Source organism: Anaeromyxobacter sp. Red801 (assembly GCF_049201065.2).
Lineage (GTDB): Bacteria > Myxococcota > Myxococcia > Myxococcales > Anaeromyxobacteraceae > Anaeromyxobacter.
The window spans coordinates 2,525,069-2,545,079 of record NZ_CM181236.1 but is presented as its reverse complement, the minus strand read 5'-3'; the positions used below and the strand labels follow the sequence as shown (position 1 = coordinate 2,545,079).

The following is a 20,011-nucleotide window of genomic DNA, read 5'->3' as shown; positions in this document are numbered from 1 at the left end:
GCCGGAAGGTCTAGAAAGGCCGCCTCATGCACCCCCCTGCCCTCGCGCTCGAGACCGTCGGGAACCCCTGGCTCTGGCTCGGCTTCCTGGTCCTCGTGCTCGTCCTGCTCGCGCTCGACCTGGGCGTCTTCCACCGGCGGGACGAGGTGATCCGCGCGCGCGAGGCGCTGGGCTGGACCGCGGTGTGGGCGTCGCTGGCGGCGGTGTTCGCCGGGTTCGTGTGGTGGCGCTTCGGGGCGAGCAAGGCGATCGAGTTCGTCACCGGCTACCTCATCGAGCAGTCGCTCTCGGTGGACAACCTGTTCGTCTTCGTGCTCGTGTTCGCGACCTTCGCGATCCCGCCGAAGCTGCAGCACCGCGTGCTGTTCTGGGGCATCACCACCGCGTTCTTCCTGCGCCTGGTGATGATCGTGGGCGGCACCGCGCTGCTCTCGCGCTTCCACTGGCTCATCTACGTGTTCGGCGCGTTCCTGGTGGTGACCGGGATCCGCATCTTCTTCCACGAGGAGCAGGAGCACCACCCGGAGAAGAGCGTCGCGTTCCGGGTGCTGCGCCGGCTGGTCCCGTCCACCAGCCGCATGGAGGGGCACCACTTCTTCCTGGTGGAGAACGGCCGCCGGGTGGCGACGCCGCTGTTCCTGGCGCTGTGCATGATCGAGGTGTCCGACGTCGTGTTCGCGCTCGACTCGGTGCCGGCGATCTTCGGCATCACGCTCGACCCGTTCATCGTCTTCACCTCGAACATCTTCGCCATCATGGGCCTGCGCTCGCTCTACTTCGCGGTGGCGCAGCTCCTGCGGCGGTTCGAGTACCTGAAGGCCGGCCTCGCCCTGGTGCTCGTGTTCATCGGCCTGAAGATGGTCGTCTCGAGCTGGGTGCACGTGAACGCGTTCGTGTCGCTCGGCGTGGTGGTGGCGCTGCTCGGCGGCGCCATGGGCTACTCGCTCTGGCGCACGCGCCGCGAGGAGGCCGGGTCGCCGGGGGCGTAGCGGGTGAGGTGACGCGCCCGCCCGCGCCGCTCACGCCCAGTCGCGCGGCGCGCGCAGCACGTCGAGGAGCGCCGCCTCGCGGCTGCCCGGCGCGGGGCGGTGGTCGTACACCCAGCGCACCCGCGGCGGCAGCGACATCAGGATCGACTCGGTGCGGCCGGAGGTCTCCAGCCCGAACACCGTGCCGCGGTCCCAGACCAGGTTGAACTCCACGTAGCGCCCGCGCCGGATCTCCTGCCAGCGCCGCTCCTCCTCGCCGAACGGCGCGGCGCGGCGGCGCTCCAGGATGGGCAGGTACGCCCGCAGGAACGCCCGCCCCATCTCGCCCGCGAACGCGAGCTCGCGCTCCAGGTCGTCGCCGGCGTCCTCGTAGAAGATCCCGCCCACGCCGCGGTGCTCGCCGCGGTGGCGCAGGTAGAAGTACGCGTCGGCGGCGCGCTTGTGGCGCGCGTAGCTGCCGGGCGCGTGGCGCTCGCAGGCGTCGCGCAGCGCGGCGTGGAAGTGCCGGCAGTCCTCCTCGAACAGGTAGTACGGGGTGAGGTCGGCGCCGCCGCCGAACCAGGCGCTGCCGCCGCGGCTCAGCAGCCGCACGTTCATGTGCGCGGTCGGGAGCATCGGGCTGGCGGGGTGGACCACCACCGACAGCCCGACCGCGGTGAACGCGCCGCCCTCGCCCTGCACCTTGCGCGCGAGCGCGTCGGGCAGCTCGCCGTGCACCTCCGACACGTTCACGCCGGCCTTCTCGAGCAGCGCGCCGTCCTGGAGCACGCGGCTCTCGCCGCCGCCGCCGCCGGGGCGCTCCCAGCGGTCCGCGGCGAAGCGGGCGGCGCCGTCGGCGCGCTCCAGCGCCGCGGAGATCTCCTCCTGCAGCGCGCGGACGGTCTGGGCCATGCCCGCGCGCAGGCGGGCGAGCTGCTCGGGGGACGCGGGCGTGGGCACGGCGGAACCCTTGCCGCGGGCGCGCCGGCGCCGCACCTCCCGCGCGGGGCCGCGGCCGCGCCGCCTCAGGCGCCGCCGGCCGCGGTCGCGCGGCGCGAGGAGTACATGGTGCCGGGCACGAGCGCGGTGAGGAACATGGCGAGCGCCACAGCCACGTCGTTCCACCGCGCCGACGGCGAGGGCTGCGGGACGAGCAGCGCCGCCGCGAGCAGCCAGGCGGAGAGGGCGACGCCGGCCAGGCGCACGCGGGGCCGCCACATGGCCCACAGCGCGGCGGCGCACGCGAGCAGCCCCACCGCGCAGGCGTTCGCGAAGGAGGCGGGCGCCCGCTTCCACAGGAACGCCGAGAAGAACAGCCACAGGCCGAGCATGAGCGTGAGCGTCCGGGCCGCCATGGCGCACCTCCCTCGGGAAGGTGCGGCCGCTCGCGGTCCCTGGCACGCGCGGCGGCGGCCGGGCGGGCGCCCCGCCGCCGTCAGCTGAACACGACGGTCTTGTTCCCGTTCACGATGACGCGGTCCTCGCAGTGCCAGCGCACCGCGCGCGCCAGCACCCGGCGCTCGAGATCGCGCCCCAGCCGCTTCAGGTCCTCGACCGCGTCGCGGTGCGAGACCCGGCCCACGTCCTGGTCGATGATGGGCCCGGCGTCGAGCTCCGCGGTGACGTAGTGCGCGGTGGCGCCCACGATCTTCACCCCGCGGTCGTAGGCCTGCCGGTACGGGTCGGCGCCCACGAACGCCGGGAGGAAGGAGTGGTGGATGTTGATGATGCGGCTCGGCCAGCGCGCCACCAGCTCCGGCGAGACGATCTGCATGTAGCGCGCGAGCACCACCAGGTCGGCCTTGCCCTCGAGCAGCTCCAGCATGCGGGCCTCGGCCTGCGCGCGGGTGTCGCGGGTGTTGGGCACGTGGACGAACGGGACGCCGAACGACTCCACCGCCTCGCGCAGGTCGGGGTGGTTGGAGATCACGGTGGAGACGTCCGCGTGCAGGTCGCCGCGGTCCCAGTTCCAGAGCAGCTCCAGGAGCGCGTGGTCGTGCTTCGAGACCAGGATCGCGACCTTCTTGCGCTGCGAGGAGAGCGTGAGCCGCCAGTCCATGGCGAACGGCCGGGCGACGTCGAGCGCGAACGCGTGCTGCAGGTCCTCCACCGGCAGGTCCAGCCGGTCGGTCTGGAACTCGAGGCGGGTGAAGTAGGCGCCGCCGTTGTCCACCGACGTGTGCTGGTCGAAGTCGAGGATGTTGGCGCCGTGGCGGTAGAGGAAGCTGGAGATCGCCGCCACGATGCCGGGGCGGTCGGGGCACTGGACGAGGAGGATGGCGCGGGGCTGGGTCACGGGACCCGAGAGGGTAGACGGAGGCGTGCCCGGGATCAAATCCCCTGCGCGCGGCGGCGCACCCGCGCCGGGGGACGGGCGGCCGGGCCGGCGGCGAGGGCGCCGGGGGGCGGGGCGCGGCAGGACCGCGCAGGGTGCGTCAATTCGCGCGCAATTTCCGCCCGGCCAGGATTGCATCGGGGCGACGAGAAATTGAACAATCGTTGACGGACCGCAAGGCGCCCACCCTCGCCGCGGCGGTACGGGTGGGCGGCCGAGCACGCCGTGAGCGCATCGCCAGGAACCTCGCCCGGGACCTCCCCGGCCCCCGAGCCGCCCCCGCCGGCGGAGCCCGCGGCGCGCACCCAGGACAACGGCCGCACGCCGGAGGAGGACCGGGCGCTGCAGCGCCTCGCCCGCGCCATCGCGCCCGCGTCGCTCGGCGCGCTCGGCCTGGAGATCCCCTGGCAGCAGCGGCTCTCCACCAAGCTGTTCGCGATGATCGGGGCGGTGGCGCTCGCCACGGTGGGCCTGTTCTTCCTGGCGGAGATCGCGGTGCAGCGGCACCTGCTCGGCCAGGTGGTGCAGGAGTCGGATCTCCTCAGCCAGACGGTCCGCAACGCGCTCCACCGCGCCATGCTGCAGGACCGCCGCGGCGACGCCTACCTCATCATGCAGGACGTGGCGCGGCAGGCCGGGATCGAGCGCGTCCGCATGATGGACGCGAACGGGCGCGTCACCTTCTCCACCGTGCCGGAGGAGGTGGGCCGGATGGTGGACCGCGACGCGGAGGCCTGCTCCGGCTGCCACGCGGCCGGCCAGCCGCTGCGCAAGCTGGAGCTGGAGGAGCGGAGCCGCGTGTTCCGCTCCGGCGACCACCGCGTGCTGGGGATCATGACCCCGGTCTACAACGAGGCGTCCTGCTCGACCGGCGCCTGCCACGCGCACCCGGGCTCGCAGGAGGTGCTGGGCGTCATCGACCTGGACGTCTCGCTCGCGCGCCTCGACGCGCAGACCCACACGTTCCGGTGGCGCACCCTGGCCGCCGCCGCGCTCGCCTCGGGCCTGCTCGGCCTGTTCGCCTGGCTGTTCACCCGCCACCACCTGATGCGGCCCATCGCGGCGCTGGTGCAGGCCACCCGCCGCGTCGCGCGCGAGCAGCTGGAGCTCGAGGTCCCGGTCACCTGGAGCGGCGAGCTGGGGCTGCTGGCCGCCTCCTTCAACGACATGACGCGCTCGCTGCGCTCGGCGCGCCGCGACCTCGACGCGCTCATGTCGAGCCTCGAGCAGCAGGTGCTGGAGCGGACCGCCGCGCTCCGCGCCGCGCAGGACCAGCTGGTCCGCTCGGAGAAGCTCTCCTCGCTGGGCAAGCTGTCCGCGTCGATCGCGCACGAGATCAACAACCCGCTGGCCGGGATCCTCACCTTCGCGAAGCTCATCGTCCGCACGCTGGACCAGGGGGTGCCCGACGACGCCACGCGCAAGACGCTGGTGAAGCACCTGCTCCTGGTCCAGCGCGAGACCGAGCGCTGCAGCGCCATCGTGCGCAACCTGCTCGACTTCGCGCGCGAGCGGCCGCTCACGCTCAAGGACGTGGACCTGGACGCGGTGGTCGAGGAGGGCATCCAGCTCCTCTCCAACCAGATCAACATCCAGAACGTGACGCTCGAGAAGCGGCTCGCGCCGCTGCCGCCGGTGGAGGGCGACTTCGGGCAGCTCCGCCAGGCGTGCGTGAACGTGATCATGAACGCCTGCGAGGCCATGGCGCGGGGCGGAAGGCTCACGGTGGAGTCGGCGCTGGTGGAGGGCGGCCGCTGGGTCGAGGTCGCGTTCACCGACACCGGCCCGGGCATCGCGCCCGACCACCTGTCCAAGATCTTCGACCCCTTCTTCACCACCAAGGAGCGCGGCACCGGGCTCGGCCTCTCGGTGGTGTACGGCATCGTCGAGCGCCACCACGGCAAGATCGAGATCCACAGCGAGGTCGGGAAGGGGACGCGGGTCGCCATCCGGCTGCCGCCCCGGAAGGCGGCGGAGTGATGCGCGGCGGGCGGACGGCGGCGGGTTCCGGGGGGGCGCGGCGGCGGCGCCCCCAGGGCATCGAATGAATGGACCCGATCTTCATCTGGTGGATCGGCGAGGCTGCGCCCGACCGGGCGCTGCTGGACCACGCCGCGCTGCACCTGGGCCGCGCGTTCGGGCGGCCGGTGCGCGAGTGGACCTCGCCGGAGCGCCCGCGCCACGCCTACGACCCGAAGCGCAAGCAGCACCTCTCCGGCGCGATCCTGAAGTGGCTGCTGGAGGCCGGGCCGGGCGCGGGGAAGGTGCTCGGGGTGACCGACCGCGACCTGTTCATCCCCATCCTCACCTACGTGTTCGGCGAGGGGCAGCTCGGGGGCGGCGCGGCGGTGGTCTCCATCGCGCGCCTGCTGGAGGACGTGGAGCTGATCGGGCCGCAGCTGCTGCTGGAGCGGCTCGCCAAGGAGGCGGTGCACGAGGTCGGGCACGCGTTCGGCCTGCTGCACTGCGCGACGCCGGTGTGCGTGATGGCGCGCTCGTCCGGCGTCCGCAACGTGGACGAGAAGAAGCCGGAGCTCTGCTCCGAGTGTCGACGCAGGCTCGAGGAGCTGCAGGCCGGAGGTCCCAGGTGATGTCCAACGAGAGAACGCGCATCCTGGTGGTGGACGACGAGGAGATCGTCCGCGAGTCGCTGGGCGGCTGGCTCGAGAAGGACGGCTACTCCGTCCACGTGGCGGTGGACGGGTTCGCCGCGATCGAGAAGCTCAAGGCGGAGCGCTGGTCGATCCTCATCGTCGACCTGAAGATGCCCGGGATGGACGGCCTGCAGGTGCTGGAGGAGGCCAAGAAGCTCCAGCCCGAGCTGGCGGTCGTGATCATGACCGCCTACGCCACCGTGGACACCGCGGTCGCGGCCATGAAGCTGGGCGCCTACGACTACCTCGTGAAGCCGTTCGATCCCGAGGAGCTGTCGCTGATGATGCAGAAGATCGTCTCCCAGCAGACGCTGGTGCGGGAGAACGCGGTCCTGCGCCAGGCGCTCAAGCGGGAGTACCGGTTCCGCGACCTGCTCTCCAAGAGCCCGGCCATGCAGGCGGTGTTCGAGCTGGCGCGCACGGCGGCCCGCTCCAACTCCACCATCCTGGTGCTGGGCGAGTCCGGCAGCGGCAAGGAGGTGCTGGCCCGCGCCATCCACCAGGAGAGCCCGCGGGCGGAGGGGCCGTTCGTGGCGGTCTCCTGCGCGGCGCTCACCGAGAGCCTGCTCGAGTCCGAGCTGTTCGGGCACGAGAAGGGCGCGTTCACCGGCGCGATCGCCCGCCGCAAGGGCAAGTTCGAGGCCGCCCACGGGGGCACGCTGTTCCTCGACGAGGTGGGCGACATCGGGTCGAAGCTCCAGCTCGACCTGCTGCGGGTGCTGGAGGAGCGGCGCTTCCACCGGATCGGCGGCAACGAGAACATCGACGTGGACGTCCGGATCATCGCCGCCACCAACCGCGACCTGAAGCGCGCGGTGGGGGAGGGGAAGTTCCGCGAGGACCTGTTCTACCGGCTCAACGTCATCCCCATCCTCATCCCCCCGCTGCGGGACCGCCGGGAGGACATCCCGCTCCTGGTGGAGAGCTTCGTGGAGCGGCTCTCGGTCGAGATGAAGAAGCGGCTCGACGGCGTCTCCTCCGAGGCGATGAGCGCGCTCATGGCGCACGACTGGCCCGGCAACGTGCGCGAGCTGCGGAACATCCTGGAGCGGGGCGCGGTGGTCTGCACCGGTCCGGTGATCCAGCTCCCCGACCTCGGCCTCCCCGGCAAGCCGGAGGCCGCGCCGCGGCCCGGCACGCTCGCCTCGCTGGAGGAGGTGGAGCGGCGGCACGTCTCTGCGGTCCTGGCGCACACCGGCGGCAACGTGAGCCAGTCGGCGCGCATCCTCGGCATCGACCGGGTCACCCTCTACAACAAGATGCGGAAGTGGGGGCTGCGCCGGGACGGCGAGGACGAGCCGCCCCGCGACGGCGACGGCGGCGCGCGCTGAGCGCGCGCCGGCCCCGCGCCCCCGCGCGCGCCGCGCGCTCCGAGGGTCCCGGCGGACCGCGTGCGCCCCGGCGCACGTGCGGCCCGGCGCCGCGTTCACGCCTCGTGACGTGACGGATCGTGAATGGGTCGCGCGCTCCTGCCGCGCCCGGACGCCCGTCGCGCGCCGCCTGCGACCGGCTGCCACGTCGAGTTCCTCCGCACCGTCGAGCTTCTCTCCACCGGCGCCGCCGCGGCCGCAACCCCGCGTGATCACGGGCGGTCGCACCCCGCTCCGGTGAAGGGGCGCTGAGGAACTCGACAGCCGCGGGACCCGCGCCGCGCGCGGGCGCACGCCGCACCGCGAGCGTAACCCACCGTGAACACGCCGCTCTTCGCTCGCGCGCGCCGCCGCGCCCCGGCTGGCGCGCCCCTTGCCATAGGGATCCGCGGGAGGACGGCGACAGATGACCTGCCCGTACTTGAAAGAGGTCTCGATGGTGTTCTGCCGGGCCTACCCGGTGAAGAAGCTCGTGCCGATCGACCGGGTCACCACGGCGAGCACCTGCGAAGGCGAGGCGTTCAAGACCTGCCCGCTCTTCCGCGAGGCGCTCGAGCGAGCCGAACGATCGGCCGACGCGGACTCCCATCCCTCACCCGCAGGGCCGAAAGGAGCGACGCCATGATGTTCGCATTCGTCGTGATGGTGGTCGGAGTTGCGGTGCTCGGGACCATGAACCTCGTCGCGGCGCACGGCTGACCGCACCCGCCCGGAGACAACCATGAAGATCGGACGCAGAGGGTTCTTCAAGATCGCGGCAGTGACGGTGGGGGCCGCCGGCGCGTCGGCGGCCACCGCCGCCGCAGCGGCGCACGGGGCGGCGGTGGACGGGCCAGGCGTGCTCGTCGACACGACCCTCTGCGTCGGCTGCCGCGCGTGCGAGGCGGCGTGCGCCGAGGCCAACCACCTCGCGCCGCCCCCCGAGGACGCCAACGTCTTCGACCAGAAGCGCGACATGCACGAGCAGGCCTTCACGGTGGTGAACCGCACCGAGAAGGCGCCCGGCATCGAGCGCTTCGCGAAGAAGCAGTGCATGCACTGCCTGGCGCCGGGCTGCGCCTCGGCGTGCCCGGTCAAGGCGATGACCAAGTCGCCCGAGGGGCCGGTGGTCTACAACCCGAACCGCTGCATGGGCTGCCGGTACTGCATGATCGCCTGCCCGTTCGACGTGCCGAAGTACGAGTACGGCTCGAACGCGCCGCGCGTGCGCAAGTGCACCTTCTGCGCCGAGCGGCAGGCGAAGGGCCTCAAGCCGGCGTGCACCGAGGTGTGCCCCTCGGGCGCGCTGACCTTCGGGAAGCGCAGCGAGCTCCTCGAGGTCGCCAAGACCCGCATCTACACGAACCCCGACCGCTACGTGCACCACGTGTACGGCGAGCGGGAGGCCGGCGGGACGAGCTGGCTGTACATCACCGACGTCGACCTGGAGCAGCTCGCGTTCCGGACCGACGTGCCCGAGCGGCCCATCCCGGACCTCGCCTCCGGCGCGCTCTCGGTGCCGCCGTTCGTGATGACGCTCTGGCCGCCGCTGCTGATGGGCATCTACGCATTCTCCAACCGGCGCGAGAAGCTCGAGCAGGCCGAGTCGGAGCAGGGGAAGGAGGAGCACCATGGCTAACGCCACCGCGGTCGCCCAGCACTCGTTCGTCCGGGAGAAGATCCTGCTGGGCATGAGCTGGAAGGAGTACCTCCGCTCCCTGCTCACGCCGACGAACGCCGTCGCGACGTTCATCCTCATCATCGGCGTCCCGCTGCTCGTCTACCGCTTCGCGGCGGGCCTGGGCGCCACCACCAACCTGTCGCAGTCCGCTCCCTGGGGCCTCTGGATCGGCTTCGACATGATGACCGGCATCGTGCTCGCCGCCGGCGGGTTCACCATCGGCTCGGCGGTGCAGCTGTTCGGGCTGAAGGACTACCACGGCATCGAGCGCCCCGCGATCCTCACCGCCTTCCTCGGCTACGTGATGGCGGTCATCGGCCTGCTCGCCGACCTGGGCCGCCCCTGGAACATCGTCATGGCGCTCTTCAACTTCGGGACCGCCTCGGTGCTGTTCGAGGTCGCGTGGTGCGTCATGTGCTACACGACCGTCCTCCTGCTCGAGTTCACCGTGCCGTTCTTCGAGTGGCTCGGCTGGCGGCGCATCCACGCGGTGCTGAAGAAGGCGCTCATCGCGCTCACGGTGCTCTCGGTCATCTTCTCGACCATGCACCAGTCGGCGCTCGGGTCGCTCTTCCTGCTCGCGCCCACCAAGCTCCACCCGCTCTGGTACACGCCCTACATCTTCGTCTTCTTCTTCGTCAGCGCGATCATCGCCGGCCTCAACATGGTGATCTTCGAGAGCGCGCTCTCGCACCGGATCTTCCAGACCCGGGTCGACCACCACGTGGACGTGGACAAGCTGACCATCGGCCTCGGGAAGGCGGCCGCGGTGGTGATGTTCGCCTACTTCTTCCTGAAGCTGCAGAGCGTCGTCGACGGGCACGCCTGGGGCTACCTGGCCACCGGCTACGGCGCCTGGTGGCTGGTCGAGGTGGTCGGCTTCGTGCTGCTGCCCTCGCTCGTGTTCGCCTACGGCGCGCGCAACGGCAAGGTGAAGCTCATCCGCGCGGCCTCGGTGGTCGGCGTCCTCGGCGTGGTGCTGAACCGCCTCAACATCTCGGTCATCGCCTTCAACTGGAACCGGGTGGACCGGTACGTGCCGAGCTGGATGGAGATCTGGGTGTCCATCACCCTCGTCACCATCGGCGTGCTGGCCTACCGCTGGATCGTCAACCGCATGCCCATCCTGCGTGGGGACCCGGCGTTCCCCGCGGAGCACTGAAAGGAGGAAGCCATGGCCTACGACCTGCTCTCCGTTTACCCGGCCAAGCTCCTCGAGTACGGACTCGGGATCGCCTACCTGCTGATGTTCATCCCGTTCTGGCGCTACGTCCAGGGCGGCAAGCCGGCGGCGGCCGAGGTCCGCGCCCCCGCCCGCGTCCCCGCCGCGGCGCCCGCGCCGCGCCCGGTGGCGGTCCGGCCCGCGGTGGCCGGCTGGTTCCAGGTGCCCGCCGGCGTCCACCTGCACCCCGGCCACACCTGGGCGCGGCTGGAGTCCGACGGCCTGGTGGCGGTGGGCGTGGACGACTTCGCCCACAAGCTCGTCGGGCCGGCCCGGGTCGAGCTGCCCAGCGTCGGCGCCAAGGTGGCGCAGGGCGAGCCGGCGCTCGAGATCGGCGACGGCGAGAAGAGCGTCCCGATGCTCTCGCCCATCGACGGGACGGTGGTGGCGGTGAACGCGGCGGCGCGCGAGCGGCCCGACGGCGTCGAGGACCCGTACGGCGCCGGGTGGCTGTTCAAGGTGAAGGCGCCCCGCCTCGCCGCGAACCTCCGCCAGCTCTTCGCCGACAGCGCCGCGAACCGGTTCCTGGAGGACGCGTCCGAGCGCCTCGCCATGCGGATGAGCCCCGAGCTCGGCCGCGTGCTGCAGGACGGCGGCGTGCCCATCCACGGCATCGGCCGCGCGCTGGCCGGCGACGACTGGGACGAGATGGCCCGCACCTTCTTCCTGACCTGAGAACGGAGACCACAGCCATGACGCTCAAGCTCTCGTGGTGCGGTGCGCTGGCCGGGCTGCTGCTGGGTGGCAGCGCGCTGGCGGGCGACCTTCCCAACCTGCCCCCGGAGCTCCCGCTCCCGCAGGGCGGCGACAGCCCGGGCCAGGTGACGTTCCGGCACGACAGCCACGTGGACTCGGCCAGGCCGGACTGCGTGTCCTGCCACCCGCGCCGGTTCGGGATCCTGGGCCGCTCGGTCAAGGAGAAGAAGCAGGCGGTGACGCACGCCGCGATGGAGAAGGGCGAGTCGTGCGGAGCGTGCCACGGCAAGCAGGCGTTCGGGTTCGACGACTGCACCATGTGCCACGCGCAGTGAGGGGGGCGCGTCGGCGGTCCCCGGCCCACTCGCTCCGGGCCGGGGGCCGCAGGCGCGGATGAGGGCGCCCGGTGACGGGCGCGGGCTCGCAGTCGGGAGGAAGCCATGCAGAGCGTTCTCGAGATCCTCCAGTCGATCGGCGTCTTCACCCTCGGCATCCTGGCCCGGTTCGGCCTCTTCCTGGCGATGGTGGCGGTCATCGTGGTCCCGGCGCTGGTCATCGCGCTGGTGGTCCGCGGGCGCGCCGAGCGGCGCGAGCGCGCGCTCGGGATCCGCGACGTGGACGGCGTGCCGTTCCGCCCGGACCTGTTCTACGCGCCCGGTCACCTCTGGCTGCACCGCCGCCCGGGCGGGCGCGCCGTGGAGCTCGGGCTCGACGGCATCGCGCAGCGCCTGATGCCGGCGGTCACCGCGGTGGACCTGGCGCGGCCGGGCACGCGCGTGGCCCGCGGCGAGACCATCGCCACGCTGCACGGCGGCGGGCGCGCGCTGGAGATCCCCGCGCCGGTGGACGGCACGGTGGTGGGCGTGAACGTCTCGGTGGTGCGCGACCCCGCGCTGGTGAAGCGCGAGGGCTACGGGCGCGGGTGGCTGGTCGCGTTCACGCCGGCGGACGAGGCCTACGCGTCGATGCCGCGCGCCGGCGCCGCGGAGTCGTGGATGCGGCGCGAGGCGCAGCGCTGGAACCAGTTCGTCGAGCACCAGCTCGGCTTCGCCGCGGCCGACGGGGGGACGCTGGTCGCCCCGGCCCCGTGGCTCGTCGGCGAGGAGGGGTGGGCCGCGCTGACGAAGGCGTTCCTGCGGCCGTGAGGGCCGCGGTCGCGGCGGTGCGGCGAACGGCCGCGCCCGCACGACTTTCGCGGCCGCGCGCGGGCGCGGGCGGGCCCGAGGCCCGGTGCGGCGCGCGGCCGCACGGGTCGCGCCGCCCGCGCGCCGCGCGCGCCGGCGCCTCCGGCGGTCGCGCCGGGCGCCGCCGCGCCGGCGGTCGCCGCGCCCATCCCGGCGCAATCCGGGAGAATGTGTGCAATGTGCGCGCGGGCGCGCAGGGGGCGCATCGGGAGGTGCGCGATTGCGCGCAGGCAATCCGGGGGAGGCGCCGCGGACCCGGTTGACGGGCGTCAAGCCTCCCCCGGCCCCGCGCAGAATCGTCGGCGATTGCGCGAGGCGCGGGGGAGGTGTGCGGAGGCCGCGATTCTTGCGCCGCATCTCGACCGGATGAATCCAGATCAATTCGTGCTGAATTCACGCGTGCTTATCCGGCCGGAGGCGTTGGACAATCCGCCCGCCCCCTGGTAGGAAGTGGCGCAATCCGTGGCTGTCACGGATTGACGCACCGACTCCTCCAGGGTGTGCAAATGATCCGACGCCTGTTGCCCCTCCTCCTCGCGTTCGCCGCGAACCCAGCCTGGGCGGGTATCCCGGCCGAGCAGGAGGACTGCCTCGGCTGTCACAGCGACCCGAGCCAGACCTTCGACCTCCCGAGCGGCGAGAAGCTCTCGCTGTACGTCGACCAGGACGCGTTCGCGAAGTCGGTCCACGGCGAGGCGCTCCGCTGCACGGAGTGTCACACCGACAAGACCAGCGACCACGCCACCGGCGAGCTGAAGTTCAAGACCCGCCGCGACGTGACCCGCGCCTACTACGAGCAGTGCAAGGGCTGCCACTTCGCGAACTACACCAAGACGCTGGACGGCGTTCACTACGCGGTGATGGCCAAGGGCAACGACAAGGCCGCGCTCTGCGTGGACTGTCACGGCGCCCACGACATCTCCCGGCCGGGCCAGCCGCGCACGCGCATCTCCAAGATGTGCTCGGGCTGCCACGCGGAGGAGGCGGACGTCTACGCGAAGAGCGTGCACGGCCGCGCGGCGGAGAGCAGCCCCGACGTGCCGGTGTGCACCGACTGCCACCGCGCCCACGACACCACCGACCCGCGCGACGGCCAGCTCGCCATGCGCACCCCGGAGATCTGCGGCCGCTGCCACACCGACGAGAAGCTGATGTCGAAGTACGGCCTCTCCAGCAAGGTGGTGTCGACCTACCTCTCCGACTTCCACGGCATGGCCGCCACGCTCCAGCGCAAGCAGAAGAACGCGCCGGACGCGCGCCTCGCCGCGGTGTGCACCGACTGCCACGGCGTCCACGACATCCAGTCCTCCAAGGACCCGTCGTCGGCCGTGATGGCGGCCAACCTGCAGAAGACCTGCGCCAAGTGCCACGCGGGCGCCAGCGCGAGCTTCCCGAAGGCGTGGCTCTCGCACTACGAGCCGACCCCGCAGAAGGCGCCGCTCGTGTGGGGCGTGCAGGTCTTCTACAAGATGCTGATCCCGTTCATGGTGGGCGGGCTCGTGCTCCAGATCGCGCTGCACCTCTGGCGCGTGGTGGTGAACCGATGAGCGCTTACATCGTCCGCTTCAACCTGCAGCAGCGGATCGAGCACTTCATCACGATGCTGGTGTTCGTGCTGCTGTGCCTCACCGGCCTGCCGCAGAAGTTCTACACGGCGGGCTGGGCGCAGACCGTGGTCGGCGTGTTCGGCGGCATCGACGTGGCGCGCTGGGTCCACCGCGTGTGCGGCCTGGTCCTGGCGGCGTCCACGGTGATCCACTTCGCGAACGCGATCGCCGCCATGCTCTCGAAGAAGATCGGCTTCACCATGGTGCCGTCCAAGAAGGACTTCGAGGACGCCATCCTCCAGCTCAAGTACTACCTGGGCGTGACCGACAAGCACCCGATGTACGATCGGTACACGTACAAGGAGAAGTTCGAGTACTGGGGCCTGGTGTTCGGCAACGTCATCATGGTGCTCACCGGCTTCATCCTGTTCTTCCCGGTGACCTTCGCGTCGCTGCTGCCGGGCGAGGTGATCCCCGCCGCCAAGGTGGCCCACTCGAACGAGGGCCTGATGGCGTTCCTGGTGATCACCATCTGGCACGTGTTCAACGCGCACCTGAGCCCCGACGTGTTCCCGTTCGACACGTCGATGTTCACCGGCAAGGTCAGCCGGGAGCGCTACGAGCACGAGCACCCGCTCGAGCTGGCGCGCATCGAGGGGCGGGCGCCGCCCGCGGAGCACGGCGGCCACGCCTCGTCGCATGACGAGCGCCACGTGGGCTGACGTCCTCGCGCAGGCCATCTTCCACACCCTGGTCGCCTCGCTGTTCGTGGAGGCCCTGGTGCGGACCTGGCGAGTGCGCGACCCCGGCCAGCGGATCGCCCTGCGGCTCACCGCCCTGGGCTATCCGCTGGTCCTGTTTCCGGCGCTGGTGCTGCTGTTCCCGGTGCGGGCCGGCGACGCGTTCCGCGAGGGCGGCGCGCTGCTCGTCGGCCGGCGCTGGGCGGACGTGCGGCTGCTCGGGACCGGGATGTACCAGTGGTTCGTCGGCGGGCTCGCGGCGATGGGCCTGGCGCTGCTGCTCATGGACCTGGTGCCGTTCCTGTGGCGCCGGCGCCGCGCGCGCCCGCCCGAGCCGGCGGCGCCGGACCCGGAGACGGCCGCGCGCCTCGGCGCGACGCTGGCCGAGCTGGCCGCCCGCCTCGGCACCCGCGCGCCGGCGCTGGTCTGGGTGGAGCGCGGCGCGCCGATCCTGTTCTGCACCGGCATCCGGCGGCCGGCGGTGGTGCTCTCGCGCGGCGCGCTCCGCCTGCTCGACGCGGCCGAGCTGCGCGCGGCGCTGGCCCACGAGCTGGCCCACCTGGCGCGGCGCGACCCCGCCGCGAGCTGGGTGGTGCTGCTGGCGCGCGTGGCCATGGGCCTCAACCCGGCGTTCCAGGTGGTCTCGCGCGCGCTGGCGCGCGACGCCGAGTGGCTCGCGGACGACCACGCCGCCGAGGCGTGCGGGGACCGCCTCGCGCTCGCGAGCGGCCTGCTCAAGCTCCACCGCGCCACCGCCGGGCCGCCGCCGGTGCCGGTGCGCCGGACGGTGCTCGCCGCCGCGCTCTCCGAGCCGCTCGCCCGCGTGCGCTCGCGCGACATCGAGCTGCGCTGCCGGCGCCTGCTCCAGCCGCCCGCGCCGCGGCTGCCGTTCGGCGCGGCGCGGGTCGCGCTGGCGGCCCTCACCCTGACGGCCCTGCTGTTCTTCGTGGTATGACCGGGAGCGTGACGCGCGCGCGCGAGGCGGGGCTCGAGCTCGCGCGGATGCTCGCGGCGCTGGTGTGGGTGGCCGCGACCTCCGCGCTGGTGATCGCCGCCCTCGGCGCGCTGCCCGGGTGGATCGCCGGCGAGGGCAGCGCGGTGCGCCACGCCGCCAGCGTGCAGGAGGCCGAGCGCAGGCTCGGCGCCATGCTGATGCTGCCCGGCTACTTCCCGCAGCGCCTCGCCTGGCCGCCCTCGGAGATCCGGCTCGCGGGCGGGCGCCGCGGCTCCGCGGCCATCACGGTCGTCGACCGCACCGGCGCGCCGGCCGTCCAGATCCTGCAGTCCACCGCCGAGGGCGCCGAGATCGCCGCGCCGCTGCTCGCCGATCGCAACGTCCTGCGCGTGCAGCGCACCACCGTCGGCCCGTACCCGGCCACGCTCTCCGCCGTGCTGGTGGCGGGGCAGCCCTGGCAGGAGCTGGCGTGGGAGCAGCGCGGCCGGGCGGTGCTGCTCCGCACGCGCGGCGATCTCGACGAGCTCTACCACATGGCCCACAGCACGCACCCCGGGGGCGGCCGGTGAGGCCCGCGCACGACGCAGGCGCCCCCGCGGCGCCGCCGCCTGCCCCGCCGCCGCCTGCCCCGCCGCAGCCCGCCCCGCCGGCGAGCGCGGCCGCGCCCGGCACCGCGCCGCACCCGGCCATGCCGGGCGGCATCCGCCGGCGCGTGTACCTCCTGATGGCGACCGGCATCGCCGTCCCGCTCGTCATCATGGGCGCCACGGGGATCCACTGGGCGCGCAACCTCGACGACCGGCTGGTGCAGGGGCGCATGTCCGCCGCGGCGATGGCCGCGACGCACTTCGACGGCGTCCTGACCGAGGACCTCGAGGTGCTGCAGCGGCTCGCCTCCGGCGTGGCCCAGACCATGGGCAACGCCGACCTCGAGGACGAGCGGCGCGTGGTGGCCGACGCGTACCACCAGTTCCGCCACCGCGAGGGCGTCTACCTGCTGGACGCCGAGCGCAACGTGCTCGCGGAGGCGCCGGGCGGCCCGCGCTCGGCGGCGCCCGCCGACGACCTGCCGGTGGTGGACGAGGTACTGCGCACCGGGCTGCCGCGCCTGTCCGGCGTGGAGCAGGGCGCGCGCGGGCGGGTGGTGCACGAGCTCGTGCCGGTGCGGAGCTGGCAGAACCAGATCATCGGGATCGCCGGCGGCACGTTCGACCCCTCGCGGCGCGGCTTCGACCGCGTGCTCCAGCACCTGCGCCGCGGCGAGAGCGGCTTCGCCGAGCTGATCGACGCCGGCGGCACCATCATCGCGAGCACCGTGCCGGCCCGCGTCGGCCGGCGCACCGAGTGCCGGGCGCACCTGGGCGAGCTGGTGAAGGACAAGCGGGCGCAGGCGGCGCGCTGCGACGGCTGCCACGGCGAGTGGAGCGTGAAGGCGGCGGCGCCGGCCGAGCTGATGGTGTTCGCGCCGCTCGCCGCGGCGCCCTGGGGCGTGGTGGTGCGGCAGCGCACCGCCGAGGCGCTGCCGACCGAGGGCGACGTGCCCTGGTGGCTGGTGGCGGCGGGCCTGGCGGCGCACATGGGCATCGCGGCGGCGTTCGCCTGGGGCGCGGCCCGCAGCGTGACCCGGCCCATCGGCGTGCTCACCGGCGAGGCGGAGCGCATCGCCGGGGGCGAGCTGGACTGGCCCATCCCGGACCTCGGCACGGACGAGGTCGGGCGGCTGGGACGCTCGCTCGACCGCATGCGCCTCGCGCTCCGGCGCCTGCTCGACGACGTGGCCCGGGTGAACGCCGAGCTGGAGCAGCGGGTGGAGGAGCGCACCCACGCGCTCAACGAGGCCTACGCCCAGCTCGCCGCGCGCGAGGAGGCCCGGGCGCAGCTCCTCCGAAAGCTCATCTCCGCGCAGGAGGACGAGCGCAAGCGCATCGCCCGCGAGCTGCACGACGAGACCAGCCAGAGCCTGGCGGTGCTGGCCATGGGGCTCGAGGCGGCCCAGGACGCGCTGCGCGGCGGCAAGGCGCCGCGCCTCGACGAGGTGAAGGCGGTGGCGGTGCGCACGCTCGAGGACGTGCACCGCATCATCCTGGACCTCCGCCCGTCGGTGCTCGACGACCTCGGGCTGCTGTCGGCGATCCGCTGGTACGCGGAGCGCCAGCTCGGCACGCGCGGCATCTCGGTGCGCTGCGAGTTCGGGGAGCTGGACCGGCGGCTGCCGCCCGAGATGGAGACGGCGCTGTTCCGGATCTGCCAGGAGGCGATGAGCAACATCGCCCGCCACGCCCAGGCCACCGCGGTGCTGGTGGAGGTGGCGCTCGAGGACGACGTGTTCCGCATCGACATCGAGGACGACGGCCGGGGCTTCGACGCGGAGGCGGTCGCGCGGCGCGAGGGGCGCCGGTCGTGGGGCCTCATGGGCATCCGCGAGCGCGCCGAGATCCTGGGCGGCGAGGCCACGGTGGAGTCGGCGCCGGGGAAGGGCACCCGCGTCGAGGTGCGCATCCCGGTGCCGCGCGCGACGACCGAGCCGGGCGCCGCCGCCCCCGCCGACGCGGACGCGGACGGGAAGGGGAGGGGAACGTGAGCGACAAGATCCGGGTGCTCATCGTGGACGACCACGCCATCCTGCGCGAGGGCGTGCGCGCGCTGCTCCAGCTCCAGCCCGACATCGAGGTGGCCGGCGAGGCCGCCGACGGCATGCAGGCGCTGGAGCAGGTGGAGCGGCTCGATCCGGACGTGGTGCTGATGGACATCGCCATGCCCGGGCTGGGCGGCATCGAGACCAGCCTGCAGCTGAAGAAGCTGGGGCGGCGCGCGCGCATCCTGATCCTCTCGCAGTACGAGGATCGCGAGTACGTCCGGCGCCTGCTCAAGGCCGGCGTGTCGGGCTACGTGCTCAAGAAGTCCGCCGGCGCCGAGCTCGCGAACGCGATCCGCGCGGTGCACCGGGGCGGCCTGGTGCTCGACCCGGAGGTCGCCCGCACCGCCATGGAGGAGGCCGGTCCGGCGGCGCCCGGGGAGGCGGATCCCTACGAGTCGCTCACCGACCGCGAGAAGCAGGTCCTGAAGCTGGTCGCGGAGGGCCGGAGCAACAAGGAGGTGGCGGACGTGCTCGGCATCAGCGTGAAGACCGCCATGAGCCACCGCGAGCACGTGATGGAGAAGCTCGGCGTCCACAACCGCACCGAGCTCGTCCGCTTCGCGATCCGCAAGGGCGTGATCCGGGTGGACGAGTAGCGCGCCCGGGCCCCGAAAAGAAGGGATGCGGCGCAGCCGCCGGCCCCCACCGGTAGCTGCCCGCATCAGGTGAAGAACCGCAGCCCCCCTCCCAGAGTGCCGCCGTTCTCCAGCCCCGGGAGGTAGCACGTGCCGTGCCCGCGCCGGCGGTCCCCGCGGCGGCGTCGATGCCCGTGAGATCGAGGGGTTGCGCCGCCGCGCACGCGCGGTGCTGGGTGCCTTGCCCCATCCCTTCGGGCGCGTGGGGGAATGGCCCCACCCGACCCACACTCCCAAAGGAAGAGGCCGGCGGCAATCGCCGCCGGCCCCGGTCCCCGCTTCCCCGCCGCCGCTACTCGTCGCCGCGCTTGCGGGCGATCTCGTCCTCGAGCGCCTTCAGCTCCTTCGTCGGCGCGGCCCCCGGCGCCTTCTCCTCCTCGCCGGGCTTGCCGGTGAAGTGCGCCTCGCCGGGCCGCCACCCGGGGTGGACGGTGGCGGCGAGGTCGGCCGCGCCCTCCTTCACGCCGCCGGTGACCTTCTTCACCACGGCGTGGACCAGGAGCGCGAAGCCGATCACCGGCATGAACATCAGGAACAGCGCCCCGAGCACCGGCACGACCACCAGGAGCAGGGGGAACGGCACCTTCACGAACCGCGCGCCGTCGCCGGGGAGGCGCCCGCCCTCCGACGGGACCACCTCGACCGCCCACGCCCTCGGGTTCCAGTAGTAGCCGCCCTTCACGTTCGCTCCGCCCGTGTACTTGGCCATGACCGTCTCCTTCCGTGCCGCTCCGTCGACCGTGGGACCGCGCCCGACCGCGCCGCTCAGCTCTGGCGCCGCTTCGCCTCGATCTCCTTCTCGAGCGCCTCGAGCTTCTCGTCGCGGGCCGTGGGCCCCTTCTCCTCGACGCCCCCGTTCTCGGTGGACTTGCCAGTGAAGTGCGCCTCGCCGGGCTGCCAGCCGGGGCTCATGGTGGCGGCCAGCTCCTCGGCGGGGCCGCGGAAGGTGCGGACCGCGCGCATCGCGATCGCCTGCGCCAGCAGGACGAAGCCGATGACCGGCATGAACATCAGGAACGTCGCGCCGAGCACCGGGGTGAGGACCAGCGCCAGCGCCACCGGGACGCGCCGCCACTCGCCCTTGCCCTGCGGGAGGCGCTCGCCGTCCTTCGCCACCGGCTCGATCGACCACCGGGAGAGGTTGAGGTAGTAACCGCTCTGCACCGCGCTGCCGCCCTTGAACGTGTTGGCCATTGATTGGCTCCTTTCGATTGGCAATGTCTCGCCAATCGAGCGGCGAAGAAATTGGGACGATGCCCGAGCCGCGCGGGAAAGAATCCGGGGCGACGACCGGCGCGGCGCCGGAGCGGGCGGGGGCGCGAGGCCGGGGACGGGAGGGCGCGGGCGCCGGGGCCGGCGGGGCGCGGGGACCCGTGCGCCGCGGGGGCGGACACCCGAGGCGGCGTC

Annotated in this window: 21 protein-coding genes; 16 read left to right on the top strand and 5 right to left on the bottom strand. The window is 73.1% G+C overall.

Annotation, left to right across the window (positions count from 1 at the left end; genetic code table 11):
• The first annotated feature begins 26 nt into the window (after positions 1-26).
• Positions 27-989 carry a TerC family protein gene (locus ACOQFB_RS11850; RefSeq protein WP_059438235.1) on the top strand — a complete coding sequence of 321 codons (963 nt, stop codon included), beginning with the start codon at positions 27-29 and terminating at the stop codon, positions 987-989.
• Between the two features lie 30 nt (positions 990-1,019).
• Here ACOQFB_RS11850 and hemF read toward each other — a convergent pair whose 3' ends face one another.
• The 3 genes from hemF to purU all read right to left on the bottom strand — a co-directional run bounded on the left by hemF (position 1,020) and on the right by purU (position 3,264).
• Complete coding sequence (gene hemF / locus ACOQFB_RS11845) at positions 1,020-1,928, bottom strand: oxygen-dependent coproporphyrinogen oxidase (RefSeq protein WP_494492222.1); 909 nt, start codon at positions 1,926-1,928, stop codon at positions 1,020-1,022.
• A 65-nt stretch (positions 1,929-1,993) separates the two neighbouring features.
• Positions 1,994-2,323 (bottom strand): SPW repeat domain-containing protein, encoded by a 330-nt coding sequence (locus tag ACOQFB_RS11840; RefSeq protein WP_059438234.1) that lies wholly within the window; start codon positions 2,321-2,323, stop codon positions 1,994-1,996.
• 80 nt (positions 2,324-2,403) lie between these two features.
• Positions 2,404-3,264: a formyltetrahydrofolate deformylase gene (gene purU / locus ACOQFB_RS11835; protein WP_059438233.1), complete on the bottom strand. Its 861-nt coding sequence runs from the start codon at positions 3,262-3,264 to the stop codon at positions 2,404-2,406.
• Between the two features lie 264 nt (positions 3,265-3,528).
• On the opposite strand from purU, the gene ACOQFB_RS11830 reads away from it, so the two are divergent.
• The 15 genes from ACOQFB_RS11830 (at position 3,529) to ACOQFB_RS11760 (ending at position 18,565) form a co-directional block, all read left to right on the top strand.
• Entirely contained in the window at positions 3,529-5,283 is a 1,755-nt protein-coding gene (locus ACOQFB_RS11830; RefSeq protein WP_421610851.1) for a sensor histidine kinase, read from the top strand.
• 68 nt (positions 5,284-5,351) lie between these two features.
• The gene (locus ACOQFB_RS11825) at positions 5,352-5,894 is read left to right on the top strand and encodes an archaemetzincin family Zn-dependent metalloprotease (RefSeq protein ID WP_059438231.1); all 543 of its coding nucleotides are present in this window, start codon (positions 5,352-5,354) and stop codon (positions 5,892-5,894) included.
• A complete protein-coding gene (locus ACOQFB_RS11820; RefSeq protein ID WP_059438230.1) occupies positions 5,894-7,288 on the top strand; it encodes a sigma-54-dependent transcriptional regulator in 1,395 nt (464 codons plus the stop codon). Before ACOQFB_RS11825 ends, ACOQFB_RS11820 begins: the two co-directional genes overlap by 1 nt.
• A 445-nt stretch (positions 7,289-7,733) precedes the next feature.
• The gene (locus ACOQFB_RS11815; RefSeq protein WP_011421060.1) at positions 7,734-7,952 is read left to right on the top strand and encodes a hypothetical protein; all 219 of its coding nucleotides are present in this window, start codon (positions 7,734-7,736) and stop codon (positions 7,950-7,952) included.
• Between the two features lie 96 nt (positions 7,953-8,048).
• Positions 8,049-8,945, top strand: a complete 897-nt coding sequence (locus tag ACOQFB_RS11810; RefSeq protein WP_059438229.1) for a 4Fe-4S dicluster domain-containing protein — start codon at positions 8,049-8,051, stop codon at positions 8,943-8,945.
• A complete protein-coding gene (nrfD, locus tag ACOQFB_RS11805) occupies positions 8,938-10,149 on the top strand; it encodes an NrfD/PsrC family molybdoenzyme membrane anchor subunit (protein WP_059438228.1) in 1,212 nt (403 codons plus the stop codon). The genes ACOQFB_RS11810 and nrfD overlap by 8 nt, the downstream gene beginning before the upstream one ends.
• Positions 10,150-10,161: 12 nt before the next feature.
• Positions 10,162-10,884 carry a glycine cleavage system protein H gene (locus ACOQFB_RS11800; RefSeq protein ID WP_059438227.1) on the top strand — a complete coding sequence of 241 codons (723 nt, stop codon included), beginning with the start codon at positions 10,162-10,164 and terminating at the stop codon, positions 10,882-10,884.
• A gap of 17 nt (positions 10,885-10,901) precedes the next feature.
• Positions 10,902-11,240 carry a c(7)-type cytochrome triheme domain-containing protein gene (locus ACOQFB_RS11795; RefSeq protein WP_059438226.1) on the top strand — a complete coding sequence of 113 codons (339 nt, stop codon included), beginning with the start codon at positions 10,902-10,904 and terminating at the stop codon, positions 11,238-11,240.
• Positions 11,241-11,345: 105 nt separating this feature from the next.
• Positions 11,346-12,050: a glycine cleavage system protein H gene (locus ACOQFB_RS11790; RefSeq protein WP_059438225.1), complete on the top strand. Its 705-nt coding sequence runs from the start codon at positions 11,346-11,348 to the stop codon at positions 12,048-12,050.
• Between the two features lie 560 nt (positions 12,051-12,610).
• Positions 12,611-13,636, top strand: a complete 1,026-nt coding sequence (locus ACOQFB_RS11785) for a cytochrome c3 family protein (RefSeq protein WP_237757946.1) — start codon at positions 12,611-12,613, stop codon at positions 13,634-13,636.
• Positions 13,633-14,358, top strand: coding sequence for a formate dehydrogenase subunit gamma (locus ACOQFB_RS11780; RefSeq protein ID WP_059438011.1), 726 nt, complete (start codon positions 13,633-13,635; stop codon positions 14,356-14,358). The genes ACOQFB_RS11785 and ACOQFB_RS11780 overlap by 4 nt, the downstream gene beginning before the upstream one ends.
• The gene (locus ACOQFB_RS11775) at positions 14,336-15,331 is read left to right on the top strand and encodes a M48 family metalloprotease (protein ID WP_494492221.1); all 996 of its coding nucleotides are present in this window, start codon (positions 14,336-14,338) and stop codon (positions 15,329-15,331) included. Before ACOQFB_RS11780 ends, ACOQFB_RS11775 begins: the two co-directional genes overlap by 23 nt.
• An 8-nt stretch (positions 15,332-15,339) precedes the next feature.
• On the top strand, positions 15,340-15,900 hold the full coding sequence (locus ACOQFB_RS11770; RefSeq protein WP_237757945.1) for a hypothetical protein: 561 nt from the start codon (positions 15,340-15,342) through the stop codon (positions 15,898-15,900).
• Complete coding sequence (locus ACOQFB_RS11765; protein ID WP_494492220.1) at positions 15,897-17,912, top strand: ATP-binding protein; 2,016 nt, start codon at positions 15,897-15,899, stop codon at positions 17,910-17,912. The genes ACOQFB_RS11770 and ACOQFB_RS11765 overlap by 4 nt, the downstream gene beginning before the upstream one ends.
• Positions 17,909-18,565, top strand: coding sequence for a response regulator (locus tag ACOQFB_RS11760; RefSeq protein WP_011421049.1), 657 nt, complete (start codon positions 17,909-17,911; stop codon positions 18,563-18,565). The genes ACOQFB_RS11765 and ACOQFB_RS11760 overlap by 4 nt, the downstream gene beginning before the upstream one ends.
• Before the next feature lie 331 nt (positions 18,566-18,896).
• Here ACOQFB_RS11760 and ACOQFB_RS11755 read toward each other — a convergent pair whose 3' ends face one another.
• Together ACOQFB_RS11755 and ACOQFB_RS11750 are read right to left on the bottom strand one after the other, a co-directional pair.
• On the bottom strand, positions 18,897-19,313 hold the full coding sequence (locus ACOQFB_RS11755; protein WP_421610762.1) for a hypothetical protein: 417 nt from the start codon (positions 19,311-19,313) through the stop codon (positions 18,897-18,899).
• A gap of 56 nt (positions 19,314-19,369) precedes the next feature.
• A complete protein-coding gene (locus tag ACOQFB_RS11750; RefSeq protein ID WP_059438006.1) occupies positions 19,370-19,798 on the bottom strand; it encodes a hypothetical protein in 429 nt (142 codons plus the stop codon).
• Positions 19,799-20,011: the final 213 nt, after the last annotated feature.

Bases quoted from the DNA above. Each gene is read 5' to 3' on its own strand.
- ACOQFB_RS11850 (WP_059438235.1), top strand. From the start codon at position 27: ATGCACCCCCCTGCCCTCGCGCTCGAGACCGTCGGGAACCCCTGGCTC.
- ACOQFB_RS11840 (WP_059438234.1), bottom strand. From the start codon at position 2,323: ATGGCGGCCCGGACGCTCACGCTCATGCTCGGCCTGTGGCTGTTCTTC.
- ACOQFB_RS11825 (WP_059438231.1), top strand. From the start codon at position 5,352: ATGGACCCGATCTTCATCTGGTGGATCGGCGAGGCTGCGCCCGACCGG.
- ACOQFB_RS11820 (WP_059438230.1), top strand. From the start codon at position 5,894: ATGTCCAACGAGAGAACGCGCATCCTGGTGGTGGACGACGAGGAGATC.
- ACOQFB_RS11815 (WP_011421060.1), top strand. From the start codon at position 7,734: ATGACCTGCCCGTACTTGAAAGAGGTCTCGATGGTGTTCTGCCGGGCC.
- ACOQFB_RS11810 (WP_059438229.1), top strand. From the start codon at position 8,049: ATGAAGATCGGACGCAGAGGGTTCTTCAAGATCGCGGCAGTGACGGTG.
- nrfD (WP_059438228.1), top strand. From the start codon at position 8,938: ATGGCTAACGCCACCGCGGTCGCCCAGCACTCGTTCGTCCGGGAGAAG.
- ACOQFB_RS11800 (WP_059438227.1), top strand. From the start codon at position 10,162: ATGGCCTACGACCTGCTCTCCGTTTACCCGGCCAAGCTCCTCGAGTAC.
- ACOQFB_RS11795 (WP_059438226.1), top strand. From the start codon at position 10,902: ATGACGCTCAAGCTCTCGTGGTGCGGTGCGCTGGCCGGGCTGCTGCTG.
- ACOQFB_RS11790 (WP_059438225.1), top strand. From the start codon at position 11,346: ATGCAGAGCGTTCTCGAGATCCTCCAGTCGATCGGCGTCTTCACCCTC.
- ACOQFB_RS11780 (WP_059438011.1), top strand. From the start codon at position 13,633: ATGAGCGCTTACATCGTCCGCTTCAACCTGCAGCAGCGGATCGAGCAC.
- ACOQFB_RS11775 (WP_494492221.1), top strand. From the start codon at position 14,336: ATGACGAGCGCCACGTGGGCTGACGTCCTCGCGCAGGCCATCTTCCAC.
- ACOQFB_RS11755 (WP_421610762.1), bottom strand. From the start codon at position 19,313: ATGGCCAAGTACACGGGCGGAGCGAACGTGAAGGGCGGCTACTACTGG.
- ACOQFB_RS11750 (WP_059438006.1), bottom strand. From the start codon at position 19,798: ATGGCCAACACGTTCAAGGGCGGCAGCGCGGTGCAGAGCGGTTACTAC.